This is a genomic window from Streptomyces asoensis (assembly GCF_013085465.1).
Lineage (GTDB): Bacteria > Actinomycetota > Actinomycetes > Streptomycetales > Streptomycetaceae > Streptomyces > Streptomyces cacaoi_A.
The window spans coordinates 6,845,929-6,867,732 of record NZ_CP049838.1 but is presented as its reverse complement, the minus strand read 5'-3'; the positions used below and the strand labels follow the sequence as shown (position 1 = coordinate 6,867,732).

Annotated in this window: 14 protein-coding genes; 5 read left to right on the top strand and 9 right to left on the bottom strand. The window is 71.7% G+C overall.

Annotated elements, in window-relative coordinates:
• Positions 1-140 precede the first annotated feature (140 nt).
• The 5 genes from G9272_RS30855 to G9272_RS30835 all read right to left on the bottom strand — a co-directional run bounded on the left by G9272_RS30855 (position 141) and on the right by G9272_RS30835 (position 8,472).
• Positions 141-1,433 (bottom strand): vWA domain-containing protein, encoded by a 1,293-nt coding sequence (locus G9272_RS30855; RefSeq protein ID WP_253267993.1) that lies wholly within the window; start codon positions 1,431-1,433, stop codon positions 141-143.
• Positions 1,430-2,728, bottom strand: coding sequence for an AAA family ATPase (locus tag G9272_RS30850; RefSeq protein WP_253267992.1), 1,299 nt, complete (start codon positions 2,726-2,728; stop codon positions 1,430-1,432). Before G9272_RS30850 ends, G9272_RS30855 begins: the two co-directional genes overlap by 4 nt.
• 101 nt (positions 2,729-2,829) lie before the next feature.
• Positions 2,830-4,290 (bottom strand): hypothetical protein, encoded by a 1,461-nt coding sequence (locus G9272_RS30845; protein ID WP_171399534.1) that lies wholly within the window; start codon positions 4,288-4,290, stop codon positions 2,830-2,832.
• A gap of 187 nt (positions 4,291-4,477) precedes the next feature.
• Complete coding sequence (locus G9272_RS30840; RefSeq protein ID WP_171399533.1) at positions 4,478-5,614, bottom strand: hypothetical protein; 1,137 nt, start codon at positions 5,612-5,614, stop codon at positions 4,478-4,480.
• A 233-nt stretch (positions 5,615-5,847) separates the two neighbouring features.
• On the bottom strand, positions 5,848-8,472 hold the full coding sequence (locus G9272_RS30835) for a glycosyltransferase family 1 protein (protein WP_171399532.1): 2,625 nt from the start codon (positions 8,470-8,472) through the stop codon (positions 5,848-5,850).
• Positions 8,473-8,751: 279 nt separating this feature from the next.
• Between G9272_RS30835 and G9272_RS30830 the strand changes: the two genes are divergently transcribed.
• The 5 genes from G9272_RS30830 (at position 8,752) to glgB (ending at position 17,975) form a co-directional block, all read left to right on the top strand.
• Complete coding sequence (locus G9272_RS30830) at positions 8,752-9,963, top strand: S8 family peptidase (protein WP_171399531.1); 1,212 nt, start codon at positions 8,752-8,754, stop codon at positions 9,961-9,963.
• A 190-nt stretch (positions 9,964-10,153) separates the two neighbouring features.
• Positions 10,154-12,328, top strand: coding sequence for an alpha-1,4-glucan--maltose-1-phosphate maltosyltransferase (locus G9272_RS30825; RefSeq protein WP_171399530.1), 2,175 nt, complete (start codon positions 10,154-10,156; stop codon positions 12,326-12,328).
• Entirely contained in the window at positions 12,325-14,043 is a 1,719-nt protein-coding gene (treS, locus tag G9272_RS30820) for a maltose alpha-D-glucosyltransferase (RefSeq protein ID WP_171399529.1), read from the top strand. Before G9272_RS30825 ends, treS begins: the two co-directional genes overlap by 4 nt.
• Before the next feature lie 91 nt (positions 14,044-14,134).
• Positions 14,135-15,514 carry a maltokinase N-terminal cap-like domain-containing protein gene (locus G9272_RS30815; RefSeq protein ID WP_171399528.1) on the top strand — a complete coding sequence of 460 codons (1,380 nt, stop codon included), beginning with the start codon at positions 14,135-14,137 and terminating at the stop codon, positions 15,512-15,514.
• A gap of 13 nt (positions 15,515-15,527) precedes the next feature.
• Positions 15,528-17,975 (top strand): 1,4-alpha-glucan branching enzyme, encoded by a 2,448-nt coding sequence (gene glgB, locus G9272_RS30810; protein ID WP_437184320.1) that lies wholly within the window; start codon positions 15,528-15,530, stop codon positions 17,973-17,975.
• Positions 17,976-18,110: 135 nt separating this feature from the next.
• Here the strand turns inward: glgB and G9272_RS30805 are convergent, their stop codons facing one another.
• The 4 genes from G9272_RS30805 to G9272_RS30790 form a co-directional block, all read right to left on the bottom strand.
• Positions 18,111-20,345: a HelD family protein gene (locus G9272_RS30805; RefSeq protein ID WP_437184319.1), complete on the bottom strand. Its 2,235-nt coding sequence runs from the start codon at positions 20,343-20,345 to the stop codon at positions 18,111-18,113.
• A gap of 193 nt (positions 20,346-20,538) precedes the next feature.
• Complete coding sequence (locus G9272_RS30800; protein WP_282438255.1) at positions 20,539-20,871, bottom strand: thioredoxin family protein; 333 nt, start codon at positions 20,869-20,871, stop codon at positions 20,539-20,541.
• On the bottom strand, positions 20,868-21,296 hold the full coding sequence (locus G9272_RS30795; RefSeq protein WP_171399526.1) for a MerR family transcriptional regulator: 429 nt from the start codon (positions 21,294-21,296) through the stop codon (positions 20,868-20,870). Before G9272_RS30795 ends, G9272_RS30800 begins: the two co-directional genes overlap by 4 nt.
• A gap of 29 nt (positions 21,297-21,325) precedes the next feature.
• The gene (locus G9272_RS30790) at positions 21,326-21,769 is read right to left on the bottom strand and encodes an Lrp/AsnC family transcriptional regulator (RefSeq protein WP_171399525.1); all 444 of its coding nucleotides are present in this window, start codon (positions 21,767-21,769) and stop codon (positions 21,326-21,328) included.
• Positions 21,770-21,804: the final 35 nt, after the last annotated feature.

Below are 21,804 nucleotides of genomic sequence, written 5' to 3'. Positions count from 1 at the left end.
CGCGGATTCCCCCCACCCAAACGATCACGAGTGGGCCAGTTCTAAAGGATCTCCAAGCAGAAGCACAAGATATTCACACCGTTCCCCCGGTCGAAGTGAACGTGATCACACGACATTCACCACAGACCGCCCTCACCCGGTCACCCGATCTCCACCACCCGGGCCCAGGCCGGCGGCTCGTCCGGTACGTGGTCGGGGTCTTCCTCGTCGTACGACGCCGAGCCGCGGGGGAACAGGCCCACCACCGTGCGGCACGGCGGGCGGGTGCTCGGCCAGGGGGTCTGGCCGTCGGTCAGGGCGACGATGACATCGGGACCGGGCCGTGCGCGGAGCGCCTTGGTGAAGCCCGCGCGCAGATCCGTACCGCCCCCGCCCATCAGGGGGATGCCCTCGCCCCGGCACAGCGGGTGCACGATGCGGGCCGCCGCGTCGCACGGCACCACGGTGACCAGGTCGCGTCGGCCGCCCACGGCCCGGGAGATCGCGGCGACCTCCAGGATCGCGCTGCCCAGTTCGGCGTCGCTGACCGATCCGGAGGTGTCGATGACCACGCTCACCCGGGGCGGTCTGCGTCGCAGGCTCGGCAGGACCGCGCCCGGGACGCCCGCCGAGCGGCGGGACGGACGGCCGTAGGAGTAGTCCTCCCCCGCACCCGGGGCGGAAGCCGCCGAGCGGACCGCCGCGCCCAGCAACTCCCGCCACGGCTGCGGCGGATGGAAGGCCTCCTCCGCCCACCGCCGCCACCCCGCCGGGGCGGTCCCCCGGCGGCCGGCGATGCCCTGTGCCACGCGGAAGCGGACGGCGTCCCGTTCCTGTTCGCTCAGGCCGTGCGCGCCGTCCGGGCCGAGGTCCCACTCCCGTTCCCGTCCGTCGGCGCCGCTGCCGCAGTCCAGCCAGACCAGGCTCTGGGTGTGCGGCCCCAGCCGGAACTGGCGCAGGTAGTCCTCCATGAGTTCGCCCGGCCGCAGTCCGAGGGAGCCCGGCGTGACGGCGCCCTCGGGCGTGACCAGCCCGTCCCCGAACGCGTCGTCGTTGATCTCGCAGTCGGCGGCGATGTTCATCCGCAGCCGCTCCCCGGCACCGGTCAGCCCCCGCTCCCGGGCGACCCGTTCACTGCGCCCGTGGTGATCGCGCAGCAGGTGCGACACCTCGTGCACCCACACCCCGGCCAGCTCCTCCACCGGCATACGGTCCACGAACGCCGGTGAGACGTAGCACCGCCAGTGCCGGTCCACGGCCATCGTCGGCACCCACCGCGACTCCACGGGGTGCAGGGCGAACAGGGCAGTCGCCAGGTAGGGCCGGGCCCGGGCGGCCTGAAGCCGGGCGGCGAAGAGCTTGTCGAGGTCCAGGGCCCTCGGCTCCACCGCGCCCCGGGGCCTGCCGGTGACACTCTGCGGCTCGTCGGGGCTCAGCGGCTCGTCGGAGCTCATCGGCCCGCCTTCGCGACGGCCGCGGTCCGCGCCGCCGCGCGCGCCGCCGCCTGGTCCGACCGCCGGGACAGGGTGACCACTCCGGCCAGCTTCTCGATCGACGCCGGTACGTCCCAGTCCTCCTGGCGCAGCGAGGCGAGCGTCGTCGCGGGGACGACCACCAGATCCGGGGCGCCGGTCTCCAACGCCCGTACGAGGAGCGCCCACGCCGCGTCCCAGCGGGCCCTGTCGGCACGGGCACGGACCGCCGCCACGACACCGTCCAGCACGGCCTGGCGCAGATCGCCCCGCTCGGGCAGGTCGGCGCCCGCCGGGTCGGCGAGCAGTGTCTCGGGGTCGGGGAGGTCCATCCGGTCCAGGCTCGCCAGCAGCTCCAGTCCCGGGCCGTCGCCGACCGTGCCCCTGACCAGCAGGGAGAGTACGTCGCGGGAGGAGCCGGCCGCGGTCGCGAAGGCGATCAGGCTCAGGGTCATGTCCCAGCTGCGCGGCGACGGCCAGGCGCCGCCCCGGCGCGCTTCGCTGCTGGGCAGCCGGTGCACGAGCTTGGGGCGGGCGGTGAGCAGTCCGCACACCGCGCGACGCGCGAAGTCCACGGCCTCCGGCAGCTTCGCCGGGTCGAGCCGGGGCAGGGTGGCCCGGGGCCAGGTCCCGCCGAGTCCGCGGACGACGACCTCGTGGTCGTGGGTCCACTGGAGGTGGACGAACCGGTTGGCCAGCGGCGGGCTCAGTTCCCAGCCGTCGGCGGCCGAGCCGCGCGGGTTGGCGGCGGCCACGATCCGCACCCCGGGCGGCAGCGTCAGTGCGCCGATCCGGCGCTCCAGCACGAGCCGGAGCAGGGCGGCCTGCACGGCCGGCGGCGCGGTGGACAGCTCGTCGAGGAACAGCAGCCCCCGGCCGGCCCGGACCAGGCGCACCGCCCAGTCCGGCGGAGCCATCGGGACGCCCTGTTCCGCCGGATCGTCCCCGACGATGGGCAGCCCGGAGAAGTCGGACGGCTCGTGCACGCTGGCGATCACCGTGGTCAGTGGCAGGTCCAGCGCCTCCGCGAGCTGGGTCAGCGCGGCTGTCTTGCCGATCCCCGGCTCACCCCACAGCAGCACGGGGAGGTCGGCGGCCACGGCCAGCGTCAGGGCCTCCAGCTGGCTGTCGGGGCGCGGTTCGGTGGTGGAGTCGCGCAACAGGGCCAACAGCTCGCCCGCCACGTCGAGTTGGGAGGCGGAAGCCGGGACGGAATGGGTCGGAACAGAAGGTGCCGGAGGGGCGAAAAGGGTATGCGTGGGCACGGGTGTGGGCATGAGTGATCACCTTTGGGGTTCGTAGGAAGAGAAGAGCGAGACGACGGTGAGAAGGAACAGAGGAACGCGAGCGGAGGGGGTGCGGGGACGGAGGTCCCGGATCAGCGAGGAATGCCGTGGCGTGGGTGGGCGCGCATATGGCCGGGACGGCGGCGATCCTGGCCGGGCCCGGGGCTGATCAGGCCTGCCCTGAACAGCCCGTAGGTGATCCGCCGTTGCGCGGCCGCCTCCAGTTCGTCCCGCAGAGCGCCGTCGCGCAGGACCGCCTCGGGGCCCAGCAGCCCCTCCACGACGGCCAGCGCACCGGCGACATCACCGTGGACCAGGCGTTCGCGCACGCCGACGAGACAGTCCGGGCGCCGGTGTGCCCGGTCGATCGCCTGGAGGCAGGGCAGCGGAGTGCCGGTCAGCGCGGCCAGCAGCTCCTCGCGCCGGATCTCGGCCGGGTCGTGGTCCAGCGGAGCCAGCACCCCGTCGACCAGGCCGATCCGGTGCGTCGCTCCCCGGCACTCCACGAGCCGGGCCCGTCCCGCCCGGTCGGGCACCAGGCCCGGACCGGGCGCCGCGTGCTCGGGTACGGGCTGGTCCGGTACGCGGAACTCCGGTACGGCGTACTCCGGTACGAGCGCCGAGGCGACCAGCGGATGCAGCCGCTCGGCCTCGATCGCCCCCGTACGGAGCAGCTCCAGGTCGGGCAGCACCCAGGTCGCCGCGTCGGGCAGCACCGGCAGCGCGGAGACACAGCCCGTCGCCCTGCGCAGGACGGGCCGCCCGTCGTGAAGTTCGCGGCCCCCGGCCGGATCCAGGACCAGCCGCCGCCCGGACCCGAGGCGCACCAGGACGGGACCGGTGGTCCGCCCCTCCGCCCGCAGCACGATTCCCGCTTCGGCCACCCACCGGTCCACGGCACAGCCGTGCCCCGGCAGTTCCGTGTCCCGCGCGGGCGGGTCCGGGGCAGAGGAGTCCAGGGCGGGCGGGTCGTCTCCCGGCGGTCGATCGGCTCCGCACCGGACCCGCAGCTCACCCGCTCTGCGCGCGTCCCACAGATGACGGTGCAGGTCGAGACGGAACCGCCGGTCGGGACGCGGATGCGGATGCCGGCGGTCACCCGCCACCGAGCCGGACGCGTCCCACAGCGCGAGGCTGAACCGCTGCCCGGCATCCGCCCAGGCGGGCGGCGTCCGCACCACAAGGTGCACGGGCCACCGGGTGTCGTCCCGCCCGCAGACGCCGATGTCGACGTCGTACCGGGCGAGGGAGACGGTCAGCCCCGGCCGCAGCAACCCGTCGGGGGCAACCCTCGGCAGGTGCCAACGCAGCAGGTCAGGGGCCAGGTGACGGAGATCGGCCCGAAGCCGGGAAACGAATGCACGACCGTGGACGCGCGCTACGGCACGAAGGTCGAGATCGACGTCGATACCTGCGGCGGCACAAGCCCCGGCCCAGTCCCCAACACGGCGGCGGGCGGTCGCAGTCTCGATCATGGAGGCCGGCACGGCGAACTCGCGCACGCGCAGCCAGAAGGAAAGCCGGGAATCCTCGTTCGCGATCTGAGTGAGCATCAGCACTCACCTTGCGCGGACGGGTCCCCCGATCTGACACCAGAAGGAGTAGTCATCGCGGGGAGCATAACCCCCACCCCCCGATCTGCCCACCGAATATCCCCCCGGCCCCGCCGGCCTCGCCCACCGACCTCGAACCACAGCAACTTCCCGACCCCGCCGCCCCGTCCGGCGCCGTCCCCATGGATCAGGTGCGGGACACCACTCCGCAGCCCGCTTCGCGGTCCTCGTCGAGACTCTGGCTGCGGTCGTACGGGTCCGTGGTCGGCCCGGTGGCAGGCGCGCCCGTCGGCTCGGTCGTCGAGAACTCGGGGTGCAGATAGCCGTCGTAGACGTCGCAGGCGGAGTTGCCGATGTTCTCGTCGTATTTCGTGACGGTGATCTTCCCCGGGGTGACGACGTACTCGGCGGGGTCGTAGAGCTCGACGTCGAGTACGCGGCGGATGATGGTGCGTTCCACCTCGGTCGTGGCGTCCTTGCCGATGCGCACCACCGGGTAGACGAAGGTGTAGTCGGCGTGCACGACGACGGAGGCGCGCTCACCCGCTTTGAACGTCATCCGTCCCCGGGTCTTGACCACGTCACCGGCCAGGCGCAGTTCGGCGGGGTCGAAGCGGCTGAACATCCACAGCGGGTCGTGGTCCTCGTCCGGCTTGCTCAGCGCGGTGTTCAACAGCTTGAGCAGGTCCTTCTGCTGTGGGTCGATCACCGCGAGCGCGGTCTCGGGGCGTCCGCCGCGCAGGGTGGCCGGGTCGAGGTTGGCGTCGATCAGGAGCTTCCCGGTCTGCTTGAGCGCCTGCTCCACCTGCGCCTTGGACAGCGATCCGACCGGGGTCGCCTTCGGCAGGACGATGCCGGCCTCGCCGTCGGCCCACTGCGCGGCGGGCGAGCCCGCGAACGGCCGGGCGAGGGTGGGCCTTTCGGGATCCACCGAGTCCGGCGCGGCGCTCGGGGCCGCGGTCTCGGCCGGCAGCGGAGACGCGGAGACGGCGGCCTTCGGCTCACCGGTGCCGAAGGGATCCCCGGGCAGCAGCGACGGCCGCATGGCCACGGCGGCCAGAGCGACCACGACGGGCAGACCGAGGAAGACCCACCGCCGCCGCTTCCTCCGGGACGCCCGCTCTTCCATCTCGTGCAGGGAGGCAGTGGTACGCCACCCCCCGGGCTTCGCCCCGCGCGCCTCCTGCTCCCGCAGTCGCCCGGTGACCATCCGAGCCCGCGCGGACGGCTCCTTCGGGGCGGAGGCGGGTATTCCGCGCTCGCTCTCCTGGACGAACTTGGCCCATTCGGCGTCGGATATGGAGCTACCGGACTCGGGAGGCACCCCGCCCTTGTCCCCATCCCCCTCTTCCGAACCGGATCTGTGCTCTTCGGACGGTCTCTCGGCCACGCGCTCGTCGGCCTTTCTCTGCGTCGATCACCGAGCGGCAAAGCCTATGCCAGCGCTTCTCAGACGTGGTGACGATGCAGTCTCAACCGATCAGGCGTGCCCAAAAGAGCGCAGGCGCCGACGCCATCGCGTCGGCGCCCGGAGCGCGTCGTACCTCTACCGCACGCCTACCGCAACACCACTCCCGTCCCCTCGACCGCCTCCTCCGACGGCACCTCCAGCAGGCCCAACTCCGCGCCGGAGGCGAGGAGTCGGTGGGCCGGGAGGATGCGGACCGTGTAGCCGTAGGGGCCGGTGCGGTCCAGGGACAGGGGACCCTCGTAGAGCCAGCGGCCCTCCAGGTCCGGGCCGCCGGACGGTTTCAGCGGGACCGTCGCCGCGTCCGTGATGCGGTCCTCCTCGTCGACCCGGCCCGAGACGGCCTGTACCTCGACGTCGTCGGGGGTGAGGTCGCCGAGGCCGACGCGGACCCGCAGCGCGAGGGTCGTGCCGAGTTCGGCGGTGGTGGTGGCCACCGACGTCTCGACATGGTCCACCTGCACCGCATGCCAGGCCGAGCGCATCCGCTGTTTCCAGAGGGCGAGTTCGCGCGCGGTGTCGGGGCTCATCGTCCGGTGCGCGTGGGCGGCCGGCGTGTAGAGCCGTTCGACGTACTCGCGGACCATGCGTCCCGCCAGCACCTTCGGGCCGAGCAGGGTGAGGGTCTGGCGGACCATCTCGATCCAGCGGTCGGGCAGGCCCGCCTGGCCGCGTTCGTAGAAGCGGGGGGTGATGCGCTGTTCGAGGAGGTCGTAGAGGGCCGCCGCCTCGATGTCGTCGCGGTGGTCGGGGTCGGTGCCGACGCCGTCGGCGGTGGGGATGGCCCAGCCGAAGTCGGGCTGGAACCACTCGTCCCACCAGCCGTCCAGGACGGAGAGGTTGAGACAGCCGTTGAGCGCCGCCTTCATGCCGGACGTGCCGCATGCTTCCAGGGGCCGCAGCGGGTTGTTGAGCCAGATGTCGCATCCCGGGTACAGCTTCTGCGCCATCGCCATGCCGTAGTCGGGCAGGAAGACGAGGCGGTGCCGAACGCGCGGGTCGTCGGCGAACCGGACCAGTTCCTGGACCAGCCGTTTGCCGCCGTCGTCCGCCGGGTGCGCCTTGCCCGCGACGACGATCTGGATCGGCCGCTCCGCGTGCAGCAGCAGGTCCATCAGACGGTCGCGGTCCCTCAGCATCAGCGTCAGGCGCTTGTACGAGGGGACCCGGCGCGCGAAGCCGATGGTGAGGACGTCCGGGTCCAGGACACCGTCGATCCAGCCCAACTCGGCCGTCCCGGCGCCCCGTTGGCGCCAGGAGGCGCGCAGTCGCTGCCGCACCTCCACCACCAGTTGCTCGCGCAGATCGCGGCGCAGCTCCCAGATGTCCTGGTCGGGGATGTCGGCGACGGCGTCCCAGCGGTCGGAGCCGCCGACGCTCAGAGCGTCCTCGGCCCGCCCGGAGCCGAACTGGCGGGCGCCGAGACGCAGGACCTCCGGGGCCACCCAGGTCGGGGCGTGCACACCGTTGGTGACGGAGGTGATCGGCACCTCGTCCGGGTCGAAGCCGGGCCACAGGCCGGAGAACATCTCCCTGCTCACCTGGCCGTGCAGCAGTGACACGCCGTTCGCGCGCTGCGCCAGCCGCAGGCCCATCACGGCCATGTTGAAGAGGTTCGGCTCGCCGCCCGGGTAGGTCTCCATGCCCAGCCGCAGGATCCGGTCGACGGGCATGCGCGGGAGCTCGGCCTGGGGGCCGAAGTGGCGGGCGACCAGCTCACGGTCGAAGCGGTCGATGCCGGCCGGGACGGGGGTGTGGGTGGTGAAGACCGTGCCGGCCCTGACGGCTTCGAGGGCGGAGTCGAAATCCAGCCCGGTGTCGGCGAGTTCGGCGATCCGTTCCAGGCCGAGGAAGCCCGCGTGGCCCTCGTTGGTGTGGAAGACCTCGGGCGGGGCGTGGCCGGTCAGCCGGCAGTACGTGCGTACCGCCCGGACACCTCCTATGCCCAGCAGCATCTCCTGGAGCAGCCGGTGCTCGCTGCCACCGCCGTAGAGCCGGTCGGTCACCCCGCGTTCGCCGAGGTCGTTCTCCTCGACGTCCGAGTCGAGCATGAGGAGCGGGACCCGGCCGACCTGGGCCAGCCAGACCCGGGCGTGCAGCTGTTTGCCGGCGGGGAGGGCGAGCGAGATCTGCGCGGGGGTGCCGTCGTCCTCCTTCAGGAGGGTCACCGGCAGTTCGTTGGGGTCGAGGACCGGATAGTGCTCCTGCTGCCAGCCGTCCCGGGAGAGCGACTGACGGAAGTAGCCGTGCCGGTAGAGCAGCCCCACGCCGATCAGCGGGACGCCCAGGTCGCTGGCCGCCTTCAGATGGTCGCCGGCCAGGATGCCGAGACCGCCGGAGTACTGGGGCAGCGCGGCCGTGACGCCGAACTCGGGTGAGAAGTAGGCGACGGCGGCGGGCAGCCCTGCGGTACGGGGCTGCGCCTGGTACCAGCGGTCGCCGGTCACGTAGTCGTGCAGGTCGTCGGCGGCGGCACTCAGCCTGCGCAGGAAACGGCGGTCGCCGGCGAGCTCGGTGAGGCGTGCCGGGCGCACGCCGCCGAGGAGTCTCACCGGATCGCCGTCCGAGACGGCCCACCGCTCGGGGTCGACGGACTGGAAGAGGTCGCGGGTCTCCGCGTGCCAGGACCAGCGCAGGTTGCGGGCCAGATCGCTGAGTGGCCGGAGGGGTTCGGGGAGGAGGGGTCGGACGGTGAATCGACGGATCGCCTTCACATTCCACCTCGGCGTGCGTGAGGAAGAGACGCACGGCGGTGTGCGTCCACGTCGTCTACGAAGGTACCGGCGCCGACGCGGGCCCCGCTGAGGGCTGGCCGCCCGCGGACCCTCGCTTTTCGGCCCGACCCGCGACAACGGGCCGAAACCCTGTTTCGTCCCGGTAGGCCACCTTGTGGCCTTTCGCCCCGCACGAGAGGCTGCCCAGTGGCGTACCCGGCGAAGTCGGATAAGTCGGCGGAGCCGCCGTGCGCCGAGTCGAGGAGGGGAACTCGAACCATGGCACGGACGCGAAAGCGGCGTCTGCGCCGGGTGGGGGGCCTGACCGCGGTCGTCACGACCGTGGTCCTTTCGGCCGTCACCCTGCCCGCGCACGCCGCACCGGAGGGGAAGATACTCGGCGCCGGTCTGCCCGGTTCCGTCGGCGGAAGCTATCTGGTGACGCTGAGGGGGGACACCGACGCGTCGTCGAAGGCCGGGCGCGGCCTCGTCGGTTCGTACGGGGCGACCGTCAGCCGGACCTACGACACGGTCCTCAACGGGTTCGCCGTCGAGGCCGACGAGAGACAGGCCCGGCGCCTCGCGGCCGACCCGCGGGTGGCCTCGGTGGTCCAGGACACCCGGGTGACGCTGGATGCGGCCGGGGTCGCGAAGAATCCGCCGTCCTGGGGGCTCGACCGCGTCGACCAGCCGGGCCGGCCGCTGGACAACAGCTACAACTGGCCGAAGTCGGCGGGCTCCGGGGTCACGGTGTACGTGATCGACACCGGAGTCCGGATCACGCACGCCGACTTCGGCGGCCGGGCGAGCTACGGCTGGGACTTCGTCGGAGGTGACCGTGTCGCCGCCGACGGCAACGGCCACGGCACGCATGTCGCGGGCACCGTCGCGGGCACGCGTCTCGGCGTCGCCAAGAAGGCCAGGGTGGTCGCGGTACGGGTGCTCGACAACGCCGGTGCGGGCACCACCGCGCAGGCCATCGCGGGCATCGACTGGGTCACCCGGCACGCGCACAAGCCCGCGGTCGCCAATCTCAGCCTGGGCGGCGGCTACAACGCGGCGCTGGACGCGGCCGTCCGCAGCTCCATCCGGTCCGGCGTCACCTACACCGTCGCCGCGGGCAACGTGGGACAGCCGGCCGCCCTGCACTCCCCCGCCGACGTGCGGGAGGCCATCACGGTCGGCGCCACCGACCGGGGGGACGCCAGGGCGGGCTTCTCCAACTACGGTTCGGCCCTGGACCTGTTCGCGCCGGGAGTGTCGATCACCTCCGCCTCGTACACGAGCGACACCGGCCGGGTGGCCTACTCCGGTACGTCGATGGCGGCGCCGCACGCGGCGGGCGCGGCCGCGCTCCATCTCGCCGACCACCCGAAAGCCACGCCCGCTCAGGTAGCGCGGGCGCTGGTCGCGGGGGCGGTGAACGGCAAGGTCTCCGGCCGCGGGACCGGTTCGCCGAACAAACTCCTCCAGGTCCCACCGTTCACCTGACGGAGCTCCGAGGCCGGCTCCGTTCCCCTCGAACGGGGCCGGTCTTGTACGTAGACATATACGTAAGCAGTTAGCAACGTGCCGGATTGCTCACCCGAATAGGGTGGAAGGCTCCTCCGGTACTCCCCGCAGGACCCCCTCCCCACCACATCCATCCGCCTACCCCCCGTTGATGCGGACAGGAGCGGTCATGCCAGCAAGGCACCACCCGTCATCACCCCCGACGCCTCGCACCAAGAACAACAAGAGCAGCAAGAACGGCAAGAGCACCGACAGCGCCGGCAACGCGGAGAAGGACACGTCCGTCCCGGTGCTCACGCCCGCACCCGATCCGCCGGCCCGGGAGCGATCCTCCTCGGGCGGCGACGCCACCGCCGTCGGGCGCATACCCGTCCTGGACGTCCGCCCGTTCGTCCAGCAGGGTCGCCGGCCCGCCAAGGCGGTCACGGGTGAGACCTTCGAAGTCTCGGCGACCGTGTTCCGGGAGGGGCACGACGCCGTCGCCGCCAACGTCGTCCTGCGAAATCCGGACGGCGAACCGGGCCCCTGGACGCCGATGCGTGAACTCGCCCCGGGCACCGACCGCTGGGGCGCGGACGTCACGCCGGACGCGACGGGCCGCTGGACGTACACCGTGGAGGCCTGGAGCGACCCGGTCGCCACCTGGCGCCACCACGCCCGCATCAAGATCCCCGCGGGGATGGACACCGAGCTGGTCCTCGAAGAGGGCGCGCGGCTGTACGAACGGGCGGCCGGCGAGGTGCCGGAGGGACCCGACCGCACCGTGGTGCTGACGGCGGCCGAGGCGCTGCGCGACGAGACCCGCCCGGCCGTCTCCCGGCTGGCGGCGGCGCTGACGCCGCAGGTCGACGCCGTGCTCGGCCGGTATCCGCTGCGGGAGCTGGTCACCGCGTCCGAGCCGCTGCCGCTGCTGGTCGAGCGGGAACGCGCCCTGTACGGCGCCTGGTACGAGTTCTTCCCGCGCTCCGAGGGCACCGCCGAGCGCCCGCACGGCACCTTCCGCACCGCCGCGCGCAGGCTCCCCGCCATCGCCGCGATGGGCTTCGACGTCGTCTACCTCCCGCCCGTCCACCCCATCGGCACGACCTTCCGCAAGGGCCGCAACAACACCCTCGACCCCGGCCCCGACGACGTCGGCGTGCCCTGGGCGATCGGCTCGCCGGAGGGCGGCCACGACGCCGTCCACCCGGACCTGGGGACCATCGAGGACTTCGCCTGGTTCGTGGAGCGGGCGGGTGAACTCGGCCTGGAGATCGCCCTCGACTTCGCCCTCCAGTGCTCCCCCGACCACCCCTGGGTGCAGAAACACCCCGAGTGGTTCCACCACCGCCCCGACGGCACCATCGCCTACGCCGAGAACCCGCCGAAGAAGTACCAGGACATCTATCCGATCGCCTTCGACGCCGATCTGGACGGTCTCGTCGCCGAGACCGTGCGGGTCCTGCGGCACTGGATGTCGTACGGGGTGCGGATCTTCCGGGTCGACAACCCGCACACCAAGCCGGTCGTGTTCTGGGAGCGGGTCATCGCGGACATCAACCGCACCGACCCCGACGTGATCTTCCTCGCCGAGGCCTTCACCCGCCCCGCGATGATGCACACGCTCGGCCAGATCGGCTTCCAGCAGTCGTACACCTACTTCACCTGGCGCAACACCAAGCAGGAACTGACGGAGTACCTCACCGAACTCTCGGGGGACGCCGCCTCCTACATGCGGCCCAATCTCTTCGCCAACACCCCCGACATCCTGCACGCCTATCTCCAGCACGGCGGCCGTCCCGCCTTCGAGATCCGCGCCGTCCTCGCCGCCACCCTCTCGCCGACCTGGGGCGTCTACAGCGGCTACGAACTCTGCGAGAACACGCCTCTGCGCGAGGGCGGCGAGGAGTACCTCGACTCGGAGAAGTACCAGCTCAAGCCCCGTGACTGGGCCGCCGCCGAGCGCGCGGGCCACAGCCTCGCCCCGCTCCTCACCAGGCTCAACGAGATCCGGCGGGCGAACCCGGCCCTGCACCAACTGCGCGATCTGCACTTCCATCCCACCGACAAGGAAGCGGTGATCGCCTACTCCAAGAGGAGCTCGAAGAAGAGCGGTTCGAACACGGTTCTGGTGGTCGTCAACCTCGACCCCCACCACACCCAGGAGGCGACGGTGTCGTTGGACATGCCGCAACTCGGCCTGGACTGGCACGAGTCGGTGCCGGTGCGCGACGAGCTCACCGGCGAGACCTACCACTGGGGCAGGGCCAACTACGTGCGCCTCGAACCGGGCACCCGGCCCGCGCACGTACTCACCGTCCTGCGACCGTCCAACCCGCAGATCGGAGGGTCACCCACACCATGATCGTCAACGAGCCCGTTCCGGACACCTTCGAGGACACGCCCGCCAAGGACCGCGACCCCGAGTGGTTCAAACGCGCCGTGTTCTACGAGGTCCTCGTCCGTTCCTTCCAGGACAGCAACGGCGACGGCGTCGGCGACCTCAAAGGCATCACCGCCAAACTCGACTACCTCCAATGGCTGGGAGTCGACTGCCTCTGGCTGCCGCCCTTCTTCAAATCACCCCTACGGGACGGCGGATACGACGTATCCGACTACACCGCCGTCCTCCCCGAATTCGGCGACCTCGCCGACTTCGTCGAATTCGTCGACGCCGCCCACCAACGCGGCATGCGCGTCATCATCGACTTCGTGATGAACCACACCAGCGACCAGCACCCGTGGTTCCAGGAATCGAGGAAAGACCCCGACGGCCCCTACGGCGACTACTACATGTGGGCCGACGACGACAAACAGTACGGCGACGCCCGCATCATCTTCGTCGACACCGAAGTCTCCAACTGGACCTTCGACCCCGTCCGCAAGCAGTACTTCTTCCACCGCTTCTTCTCCCACCAGCCGGACCTCAACTACGAGAACCCGGCCGTGCAGGAGGAGATGATCTCCGCGCTGCGGTTCTGGCTGGACCTGGGCATCGACGGCTTCCGCCTCGACGCCGTGCCCTACCTGTACGCCGAGGAGGGCACCAACTGCGAGAACCTGCCGGCCACGCACGAGTTCCTCAAACGGGTCCGCAAGGAGATCGACGCCCACTACCCGGACACGGTGATCCTCGCCGAGGCCAACCAGTGGCCCGAGGACGTGGTCGACTACTTCGGCGACTACGCCTCCGGCGGCGACGAATGCCACATGGCGTTCCACTTCCCCGTCATGCCCCGCATCTTCATGGCGGTCCGCCGGGAATCCCGCTACCCGGTATCGGAAATCCTCGCCAAGACCCCCGCGATCCCCTCCCGCTGCCAGTGGGGCATCTTCCTGCGCAACCACGACGAGCTCACCCTCGAAATGGTCACCGACGAGGAACGCGACTACATGTACGCGGAATACGCGAAAGACCCGCGTATGCGCGCCAACATCGGCATCCGCCGCCGGCTCGCCCCCCTCCTCGACAACGACCGCAACCAGATCGAGCTCTTCACCGCCCTGCTGCTCTCCCTCCCCGGCTCGCCGATCCTCTACTACGGCGACGAGATCGGCATGGGCGACAACATCTGGCTCGGCGACCGCGACGCCGTCCGCACCCCCATGCAGTGGACACCGGACCGCAACGCAGGTTTTTCCTCCTGCGACCCCGGGCGGCTCGTTCTGCCGACCATCATGGATCCCGTCTACGGGTACCAGGTCACCAACGTCGAGGCGTCGATGTCGTCGCCCTCCTCGCTGCTGCACTGGACCCGCCGAATGATCGAGATCCGCAAGCAGAACCCCGCCTTCGGCCTCGGCACCTACACCGAACTCCAGTCCTCCAACCCGGCGGTCCTCGCCTTCCTGCGCGAGGCCCCGCTGACCAAGGACGGGGAGGACGACCTGGTGCTGTGCGTGCACAACTTCTCGCGGTTCGCGCAGCCCACGGAACTGGACCTGAGCCGGTTCAAGGGGCGGTACCCGGTGGAGCTGTTCGGCGGGGTGCGATTCCCGGCGGTCGGTGACCTGCCGTACCTGCTCACCATGGCGGGCCACGGCTTCTACTGGTTCAGGCTGCGCAGGGACGCGGCCTAGAAGACCGGGCGGGGCGGTTTCCCCCGCCCCGCCCGGGGCACGCATCAGTAACGCCCCGACCCCGACACCCGGGGAAAGGAATGTGACACCTATGGCGGCGACTGTCACACCTTCCGGCCGGACCGACCCCGGTCTCCTCTCTTCGCTGGACCCCCTGCTGCGGGAGTGGCTGCCCCGGCAGCGCTGGTTCGCCGGCAAGGGGCGTCCGGTCACCGGGTTCTCGCTGGTGGCCGCCACCGAGCTGCTGCCGGCCCACACCAGACTGGGGCTGTACCACCTGCTGGTGCGCGCCCATCAACAGGCGGCGCCCGGCGACTGCTACCAGCTCCTGATCGGCACCCGCGAGGCCCTGCCGCCCCGGCTGGCGCCCGCGCTGATCGGCCATGTGACACAGGGTCCGCTGGCCGGGCGGACGGTGTTCGACGCCCTGTACGACACCCGGCCCGCCGAGGTGCTGCTGGAGGCCCTGCGCACCGGGGCCCGGATCGGCGGGCTGCGCTGCGAGCGGGACCCCGGGCAGGAGATCCGGTCCGGTCTGGTCCCGCGCCGGCTGACCGGCGAACAGTCGAACTCGTCCGTCATCTATGGAGATACGTTCATTCTGAAGCTGTTGCGCCGGGTCGTACCGGGCGTCAACCCCGACCTGGAGCTGCCGCTGGCGCTGGCCCGCGAGGGCTGCCCCCGGGTGCCCGCGCCGACCGCGTGGATGTACGGGGACCCGGGTGAGGGCGAGGGCGAGCCGTACGTCCTGGCCGTGCTCCAGCCGTATGTGCAGGGCGCGGCGGACGGCTGGGAGCTGGCGCTGCGGGAACTGGCCAAGGGCGAGGACTTCGCCGCCGAGGCGCGAGCGCTGGGGCGGGCCACCGCCGAGGTGCACGGGGCGCTGGCCCGGGCGCTGCCCACGGCGACCCTGGGGCAGGCACAGATACGGCCGATGGTGGACGGCATGACCGAGCGGCTGGACGCCGCCGCGCAGGCGGTGCCCGCGCTGCGCCCGTACGCGCCGGCCCTGCGCACCGCCTTCACCGCGCTGGCCGACCTCGCGGCCGAGGGCCACACCTGGACCGCCCAGCGCGTCCACGGCGATCTGCACCTCGGGCAGTGCCTGCGCTCGGCCTCCGGGGAGTGGGCGCTGATCGACTTCGAGGGGGAGCCCGCCAGGCCACTGGCCGAGCGGCGGATGCCCCAGCCGACCGTGCGGGACGTGGCGGGCATGCTGCGTTCCTTCGACTACGCCGCCCACTCCGCGGATCCGCCGGCTCCGGCCTGGGCACACGCCTGCCGGGCGGCCTACTGTTCCGGGTACGCCGAGGTGTCGGGCGTCGATCCGCGCACCGACCCCGTGCTGCTGCGGGCCCACGAGACGGACAAGGCGGTCTACGAGGTGGTCTACGAGGCCCGGCACCGCCCCGACTGGCTCCCCGTGCCCCTTTCCGCGATACACCGCCTCGCCGCACCCGACCTGCCTTGAGGAGGCTCCGTACGTGACTCCCCCGAAGAAGAAGGCCACCGCGAAGAAAGCAGTGACCAAGAAGGCGGCGGCCGACAAGGCGGCGAGCAAGAAGAAGTCGACGGGCAAGAAGGCGGCGAGCGGCGAAGCGGCGAGCGAGACAGCGGCCGGCCAGACAGCGGCCGGCACGAAGGCGACCGTCGAGGAGGCGGCTGCGGCGGCCGAGGAGGTCGCCGTGAAGAAGCCGGGGAAGTCGCACAGGCCGAAGAAGCCGAGCAGCCCGGAGACGCCCCCCGTGGACCCCGCCCTGGGCGCCGCCGACCGTGAACGCCTGCTGCACGGCACCCATCACGACCCGCACTCCGTGCTCGGCGCGCATCCGGTGCCCGGCGGGATCGTCTTCCGGGCGCTGCGCCCGTACGCGCGGTCCGTCACCGTGTTGTCGGGCGACCTGCGCGCCGAACTCCACGACGACGGCGACGGCTTCTTCTCCGGACTGCTGCCCCTGACGGAGGCCCCGGTCCACCGGCTCCTGGTGACCTACGAGAACACCACCGTGGAGACCGAGGACGCCTACCGTTTCCTGCCGACGCTGGGCGACCTGGACCTGCACCTGATCGGCGAGGGCCGGCACGAGCAGCTGTGGACGGTGCTGGGCGCGCGTCCGACGACCCACCAGGGTGTGAGCGGCACCGCCTTCTCCGTGTGGGCGCCGAACGCGCGCGGGGTGCGGCTGGCCGGCACCTTCAACTTCTGGGACGGCACGGGGTACCCGATGCGCTCGCTGGGCTCGTCCGGGGTCTGGGAGCTGTTCGTGCCCGGGATCGGCGAGGGCGAGCTGTACAAGTTCGACATCACCCGCCCGGACGGCTCGCACACCCTGCGCGCCGACCCGATGGCCACGCGCACCGAGGTGCCGCCTGCGACCTCGTCGATCGTGCACGCCTCGCACTACGAGTGGGGCGACGAGGAGTGGCTGGCCCGGCGGGCCGAGATACCCGTGCACGAGGCGCCGTTCTCCGTCTACGAGGTCCATCTGGCCTCCTGGCGCCCGGGGCTCACGTACCGGCAACTGGCCGATCAGCTGCCCGCGTACGTCCGGGACCTCGGCTTCACGCATGTCGAGCTGATGCCGGTCGCCGAGCATCCCTTCGGCGGCTCGTGGGGCTACCAGGTCACCGGTTTCTACGCGCCCACCGCCCGGCTCGGCACACCCGACGACTTCAAGTTCCTGGTGGACGCGCTGCACCGGGCCGGCATCGGCGTCCTGATGGACTGGGTGCCGGCGCACTTCCCGCGCGACGAGTGGGCCCTCGCGGAGTTCGACGGGCGTCCGCTGTACGAGCACGAGGACCCGCTGCGCGCCGCGCATCCCGACTGGGGGACGCTGGAGTTCGACTTCGGGCGGCGCGAGGTGCGCAACTTCCTGGTGGCCAACGCGGTCTACTGGTGCGAGGAGTTCCACATCGACGGGCTGCGCGTGGACGCCGTCGCCTCGATGCTGTACCTCGACTACTCGCGCGAGCCGGGCCAGTGGACCCCGAACGAGCACGGGGGCCGGGAGAACCTGGACGCGGTGGCGTTCCTCCAGGAGATGAACGCGACGGTCTACCGCCGCAGCCCCGGGGTCGTCACGATCGCGGAGGAGTCCACGGCCTGGGACGGTGTCACGCGGGCCACGCACCACGCGGGCCCGAGCGGCTTCGGCGGGCTCGGATTCGGGCTGAAGTGGAACATGGGCTGGATGCACGACTCGCTGGAGTACATGAGCCACGAGCCGGTGCACCGCAGGTACCACCACCACGAGATGACCTTCTCGATGGTGTACGCCTGGAGCGAGAACTACGTGCTGCCCATCTCCCACGACGAGGTGGTGCACGGGAAGCGCTCACTGGTGTCGAAGATGCCCGGCGACTGGTGGCAGCAGCGCGCCGCCCTGCGGGCGTACCTGGCGTTCATGTGGGCCCACCCGGGCAAGCAACTCCTCTTCATGGGGCAGGAGTTCGCCCAGGGCGCGGAGTGGTCCGAGGCCCACGGCCCCGACTGGTGGCTGCTGGATCCGGCGTACGGCGCCGAGGCCGACCACCGGGGTGTCAGGGATCTGGTCCGCGACCTGAACACCGTCTACCGCGCGGCGCCGGCCCTCTGGCAGCTGGACACCGACCCCGCCGGTTTCCAGTGGGTGGTCGGGGACGCGGCGGAGGACAACGTCTTCGCCTTCCTGCGGTACGACGCCGAGGGCTCCCCGCTGCTGTCCGTCTCCAACCTCTCCCCGGTCGTCCGCCACGACTACCGCCTCGGCGCACCCGATGACGTCCCGGCCTGGCACGAGGTCCTCAACACCGACGCGGCCGGGTACGGCGGCAGCGGTGTCGCCCACGCCGACCCGGTCAAGCCGGAGCCGCAGGGCCATCACGGCCGGCCGGCGAGCGTCCGGCTGACGCTGCCGCCGCTCGCGACGGTGTGGCTGCGGCCTGCCTGAGGCCTGAGCCTCGCCCCGGGGCGCGACCCCGGTGCGGGGCTGTCGGCCGGTGCGTCGGCGTACGGGCAGGCATCCCTGCCTCACGCGCTCACCGCACCGGCCGTTCCCCCGCGGTGATCCCGCGGTGATCCGGCGTTACGCCGGAGCTCCCCCGAGGGTCGCTGCCAGCGCCTTCGGGAGGGTCCTGCTGTGCAGCACCCCCAGCCGCTGCGTCGCCCGGGTCAGCGCCACGTACAGGTCGCTGGTGCCGTACCGCGAAGGCTCCACCACCAGCACGGAGTCGAACTCCAGGCCCTTGGACTGGCGCGGGTCGAGCAGGACGACGCTCCGGGTCAGGTCCGGCTCGGCGCCCGCCGTCACCCCTTCCAGCCGGGCCGCCAGCTTCCGGTGCAGGTCGCGCGGGGCGATGACGGCGAGCCGGCCCTCGGCGGGGGTGAGCTCGCCGACCGCCTTGGCCACCTCGCCGGGGAGGTCGTCGGTGGCGCGCGCCCACGGCCGTACGCCGGTCGACCGCACCGAACTCGGCGGCTCGAAGCCGGGGTCTTCCGCGCGCACCACCGCCGCGGCCACGTCCATGATCTCGGCCGGGGTGCGGTAGTTGACGCCGAGCCGGGTGTGCTCCCAGCGGTCCTCGACATACGGCTGGAGGATCTTGGCCCAGGAGCCGACGCCGGCCGCCTCGGCGGTCTGCGCCGGGTCGCCGACCAGGGTCATCGAGCGGGTCGGGCTGCGCCGCATCAGCAGCCGCCAGGCCATCGGCGACAGCTCCTGCGCCTCGTCGACGATGATGTGCCCGAACGCCCAGGTGCGGTCGGCGGCCGCGCGTTCGGCGGCGCTGCGGTGGTCGTCCTCCTCGTGGCGTTCGGCGAAGCGTTCGGCGTCGATGATGTCGTGCGCGGACAGGACCTCGGAGTCGTCCTCTTCCTTGTCCTCGAACTCGTAGGTGCGGGAGGCGTACGAGACGTCCAGGACGCCCTGCGCGTAGGCGACCTGTGTCTCCCGCTCGCGGTCCGCGCGGGCCCGCGCCACCCGGTCGTCCTCGCCGAGCAGCTCGGCCGCCTCGTCGAGCAGCGGTACGTCCGCCACGGTCCAGGCCCGGGTCACCGGGCGGCGGATGGCGGCCGCGTCGTCGTCGGAGACGTAGCCCACGGGGTCGGCGAGGAAGTCGGCGACCAGGCGCTGCGGGGTCAGACGCGGCCACAACTGGTCGATGGCGGCCCAGACCTCGGGGTTGTCGGCGAGCTCGTCGCGGATCTGGGTGATGTCGCTCGGGTCGAGGAGGTTCGAGCCGTCGTAGGGGTCCGTGCCGATGCGTTCGGCGACCATGTCGGTGAGCGTGTTGAGGATGTGGCCCTCGAAGATCTCGCGGGCCGCGTTGTGCGGCAGCCGGGCGGCCCGGGTCCGCTCGCGGGCCATGTTCACCAGGCCGTCGTCCAGCATCAGGATCTCGCGGTCGTGCCCGATCGCGATCACCGGATCGGGCAGCGCCTGCCAGTCGCGTACGACGTCGGCGAGTACGTCCGCCATGTCGGCGCGGCCCTTCACGGCCGCCGCCGCGCGGGTGTCGGTCGCCGTCGCCTTCACGCCGGGGAAGAGTTCACCGACCGTCGCCAGCAGCACACCGGTCTCGCCCAGCGAGGGCAGCACCTCGCCGATGTAGCCGAGGAAGGCGGGGTTGGGGCCGACGATCAGAACGGCCCGCTTGGCGAGCAGTTCCCGGTGTTCGTAGAGGAGAAAGGCGGCACGGTGCAGGGCGACGGCCGTCTTGCCGGTGCCGGGGCCGCCCTCGACCACCAGCACCCCTCGGTGCGGCGCCCGGATGATCTCGTCCTGCTCGGCCTGGATGGTCTGCACGATGTCGCTCATCCGGCCGGTGCGCGCGGAGTCGATCGCGGCGAGCAGCACGGCGTCGCCGGTCGGGTCCTCGTGGCCGGTGCGCTCCTGGTCGCCGATGTCGAGGATCTCGTCGTGCAGGGCGGTGACCCGGCGGTCCTCGGTGGTGAGGTGCCGACGCCGGCGCAGCCCCATCGGGGTGTGGCCGGTGGCCAGGTAGAAGGGGCGGGCGACGTCGGCGCGCCAGTCGATGAGGACCGGGGTGCGCTCGGCGTCCTCGGCACGCAGCCCGATGCGTCCGATGTGGTGCTTGGTGCCGGAGGTGAGGTCGATGCGGCCGAAGCAGAGGGAGCCGTCCACCGCGTTCAGCGCGGCGAGCAGCCCGGAGCGCTCGGCGACCAGGATGTCCCGCTCGAGCCGGGCCTGCATGGGCGTGTTGCCCTGGGCCAGCGCGTCGGTGACGGCGCCCTCGGTGTCGCCGCGCAGTGCGTCCACGCGCGCGTACAGGCCGTCGATGAATTCCTGCTCGCAGCGCAATTCACTATCCGGAAAGTCGGCGTTTGACAATTCCACTCCCGCCCGCATATACTGTGCTCACTGAGCTTCTTTGCGATCTCATTCATATGAAGTCGCGAACCATCGAATATACGCAGAGAAATCCCCCGAGCGCAATTGCTCGGGGGATTTCTTTGTGCGGCGGAGCCGTCCCGCCGGTCAGCTCATCGCGGGCTCACAGGACCTCGTCCAGCTCCGCCAGCAGCCGGCGCTTGGGCCGGGCGCCCACCATCGACTTCACGGGCTCACCGGCCCGGAACACCATGAAGGTCGGCATCGACAGCACCTTGTACGCGTTGGTGGTCTCCGGGTTGGTGTCCACGTCCAGCTGCACCACCTTCAGCCGCTCGCCCTCCTCCGCGGCGAGCGCGGTGAGCACCGGCCCCATCTGCCGGCACGGCGGACACCAGTCGGCGGTGAACTCCACCAGCACCGGCAGATCCGCCCCCAGCACCTCCGCCCCGAAGTCCGCGTCCGTCACCTCGGCCACCCCGTCCGCCTTGATCACCGTTCCTGCCCTCCCAGTTCGCACTCGGGCTCCGGACCCCCCGGAACCCGCGCCTCGGCAGCCAGCTCGTCGCGCGCCACCTCGGCCCGCACCAGCTGCTCGGCGACCGTCTCCCGCACCGCCCGCAGCTCCCCGATGAGCGCGTCCAGCTCGTCCAGCTTGCGCCGGTAGACCGCGAGCGACGCAGGGCACGAGTCGCCCTCCGGGTGCCCGGCCCGCAGACACTCCACGAAGGGCCGGGTCTCCTCCAGGTCGAACCCGAAGTCCTGGAGCGTCCTGATCTGCCGCAACAGCCGCAGATCGCTCTCGTCGTACGTCCGGTACCCGTTGTCGCCGCGCCGCGCGGGCAGCAGCCCGCGCGACTCGTAGTACCGCAGCGTCCGGGTGGTGGTCCCGGCCCGTGCGGCCAGCTCGCCGATGCGCATGTCTACGAACGTAAGGCTTGACGCCCACGTCAAGGCAAGAGCGGTTTCCGCTCCACCGGCGAGGTGAGCACGATCGACGTCGTCGTGCGCCCGAGGGCGGAGACCGCCTCGAGGACGCCCTCCAGGTGGACGGTGTCCCGGACGGCGACCTTGATGATCCAGCAGTCCTCGCCCACCACGTGGTGGACCTCGGTGATCTCGGGGCGCTCGATCAGCTCCAGGGTCCTCGGGTGCTTCAGATTGTAGCCGCCGTGCGGGTCGACCCGGATGAACGCCTGGATGCCGTAGCCGAGCCGAGCGGGGCTGACGTGCGCGCCGTAGCCGCTGATGACCCCCGCGGCCTCCAGTCGCCGCACCCGTTCCGTCACCGCCGCCGGACTCAGCCGCACCCGGCGGCCCAGCTCGCTGAGCTTGATCCGGCCGTCGGTCTGGAGCAGCTCCAGGATCTGCCGGTCCAGCGCGTCGAAGGCCACCGATGTTTCGTCGGCGGTGGCCCGTGAATGCCGAG

Coding starts and splice junctions, on each gene's coding strand:
- G9272_RS30855 (WP_253267993.1), bottom strand. CDS start 1,433: ATGAGCTCCGACGAGCCGCTGAGCCCCGACGAGCCGCAGAGTGTCACC.
- G9272_RS30850 (WP_253267992.1), bottom strand. CDS start 2,728: ATGCCCACACCCGTGCCCACGCATACCCTTTTCGCCCCTCCGGCACCT.
- G9272_RS30845 (WP_171399534.1), bottom strand. CDS start 4,290: ATGCTCACTCAGATCGCGAACGAGGATTCCCGGCTTTCCTTCTGGCTG.
- G9272_RS30830 (WP_171399531.1), top strand. CDS start 8,752: ATGGCACGGACGCGAAAGCGGCGTCTGCGCCGGGTGGGGGGCCTGACC.
- G9272_RS30825 (WP_171399530.1), top strand. CDS start 10,154: ATGCCAGCAAGGCACCACCCGTCATCACCCCCGACGCCTCGCACCAAG.
- treS (WP_171399529.1), top strand. CDS start 12,325: ATGATCGTCAACGAGCCCGTTCCGGACACCTTCGAGGACACGCCCGCC.
- G9272_RS30815 (WP_171399528.1), top strand. CDS start 14,135: ATGGCGGCGACTGTCACACCTTCCGGCCGGACCGACCCCGGTCTCCTC.
- G9272_RS30795 (WP_171399526.1), bottom strand. CDS start 21,296: ATGCGCATCGGCGAGCTGGCCGCACGGGCCGGGACCACCACCCGGACG.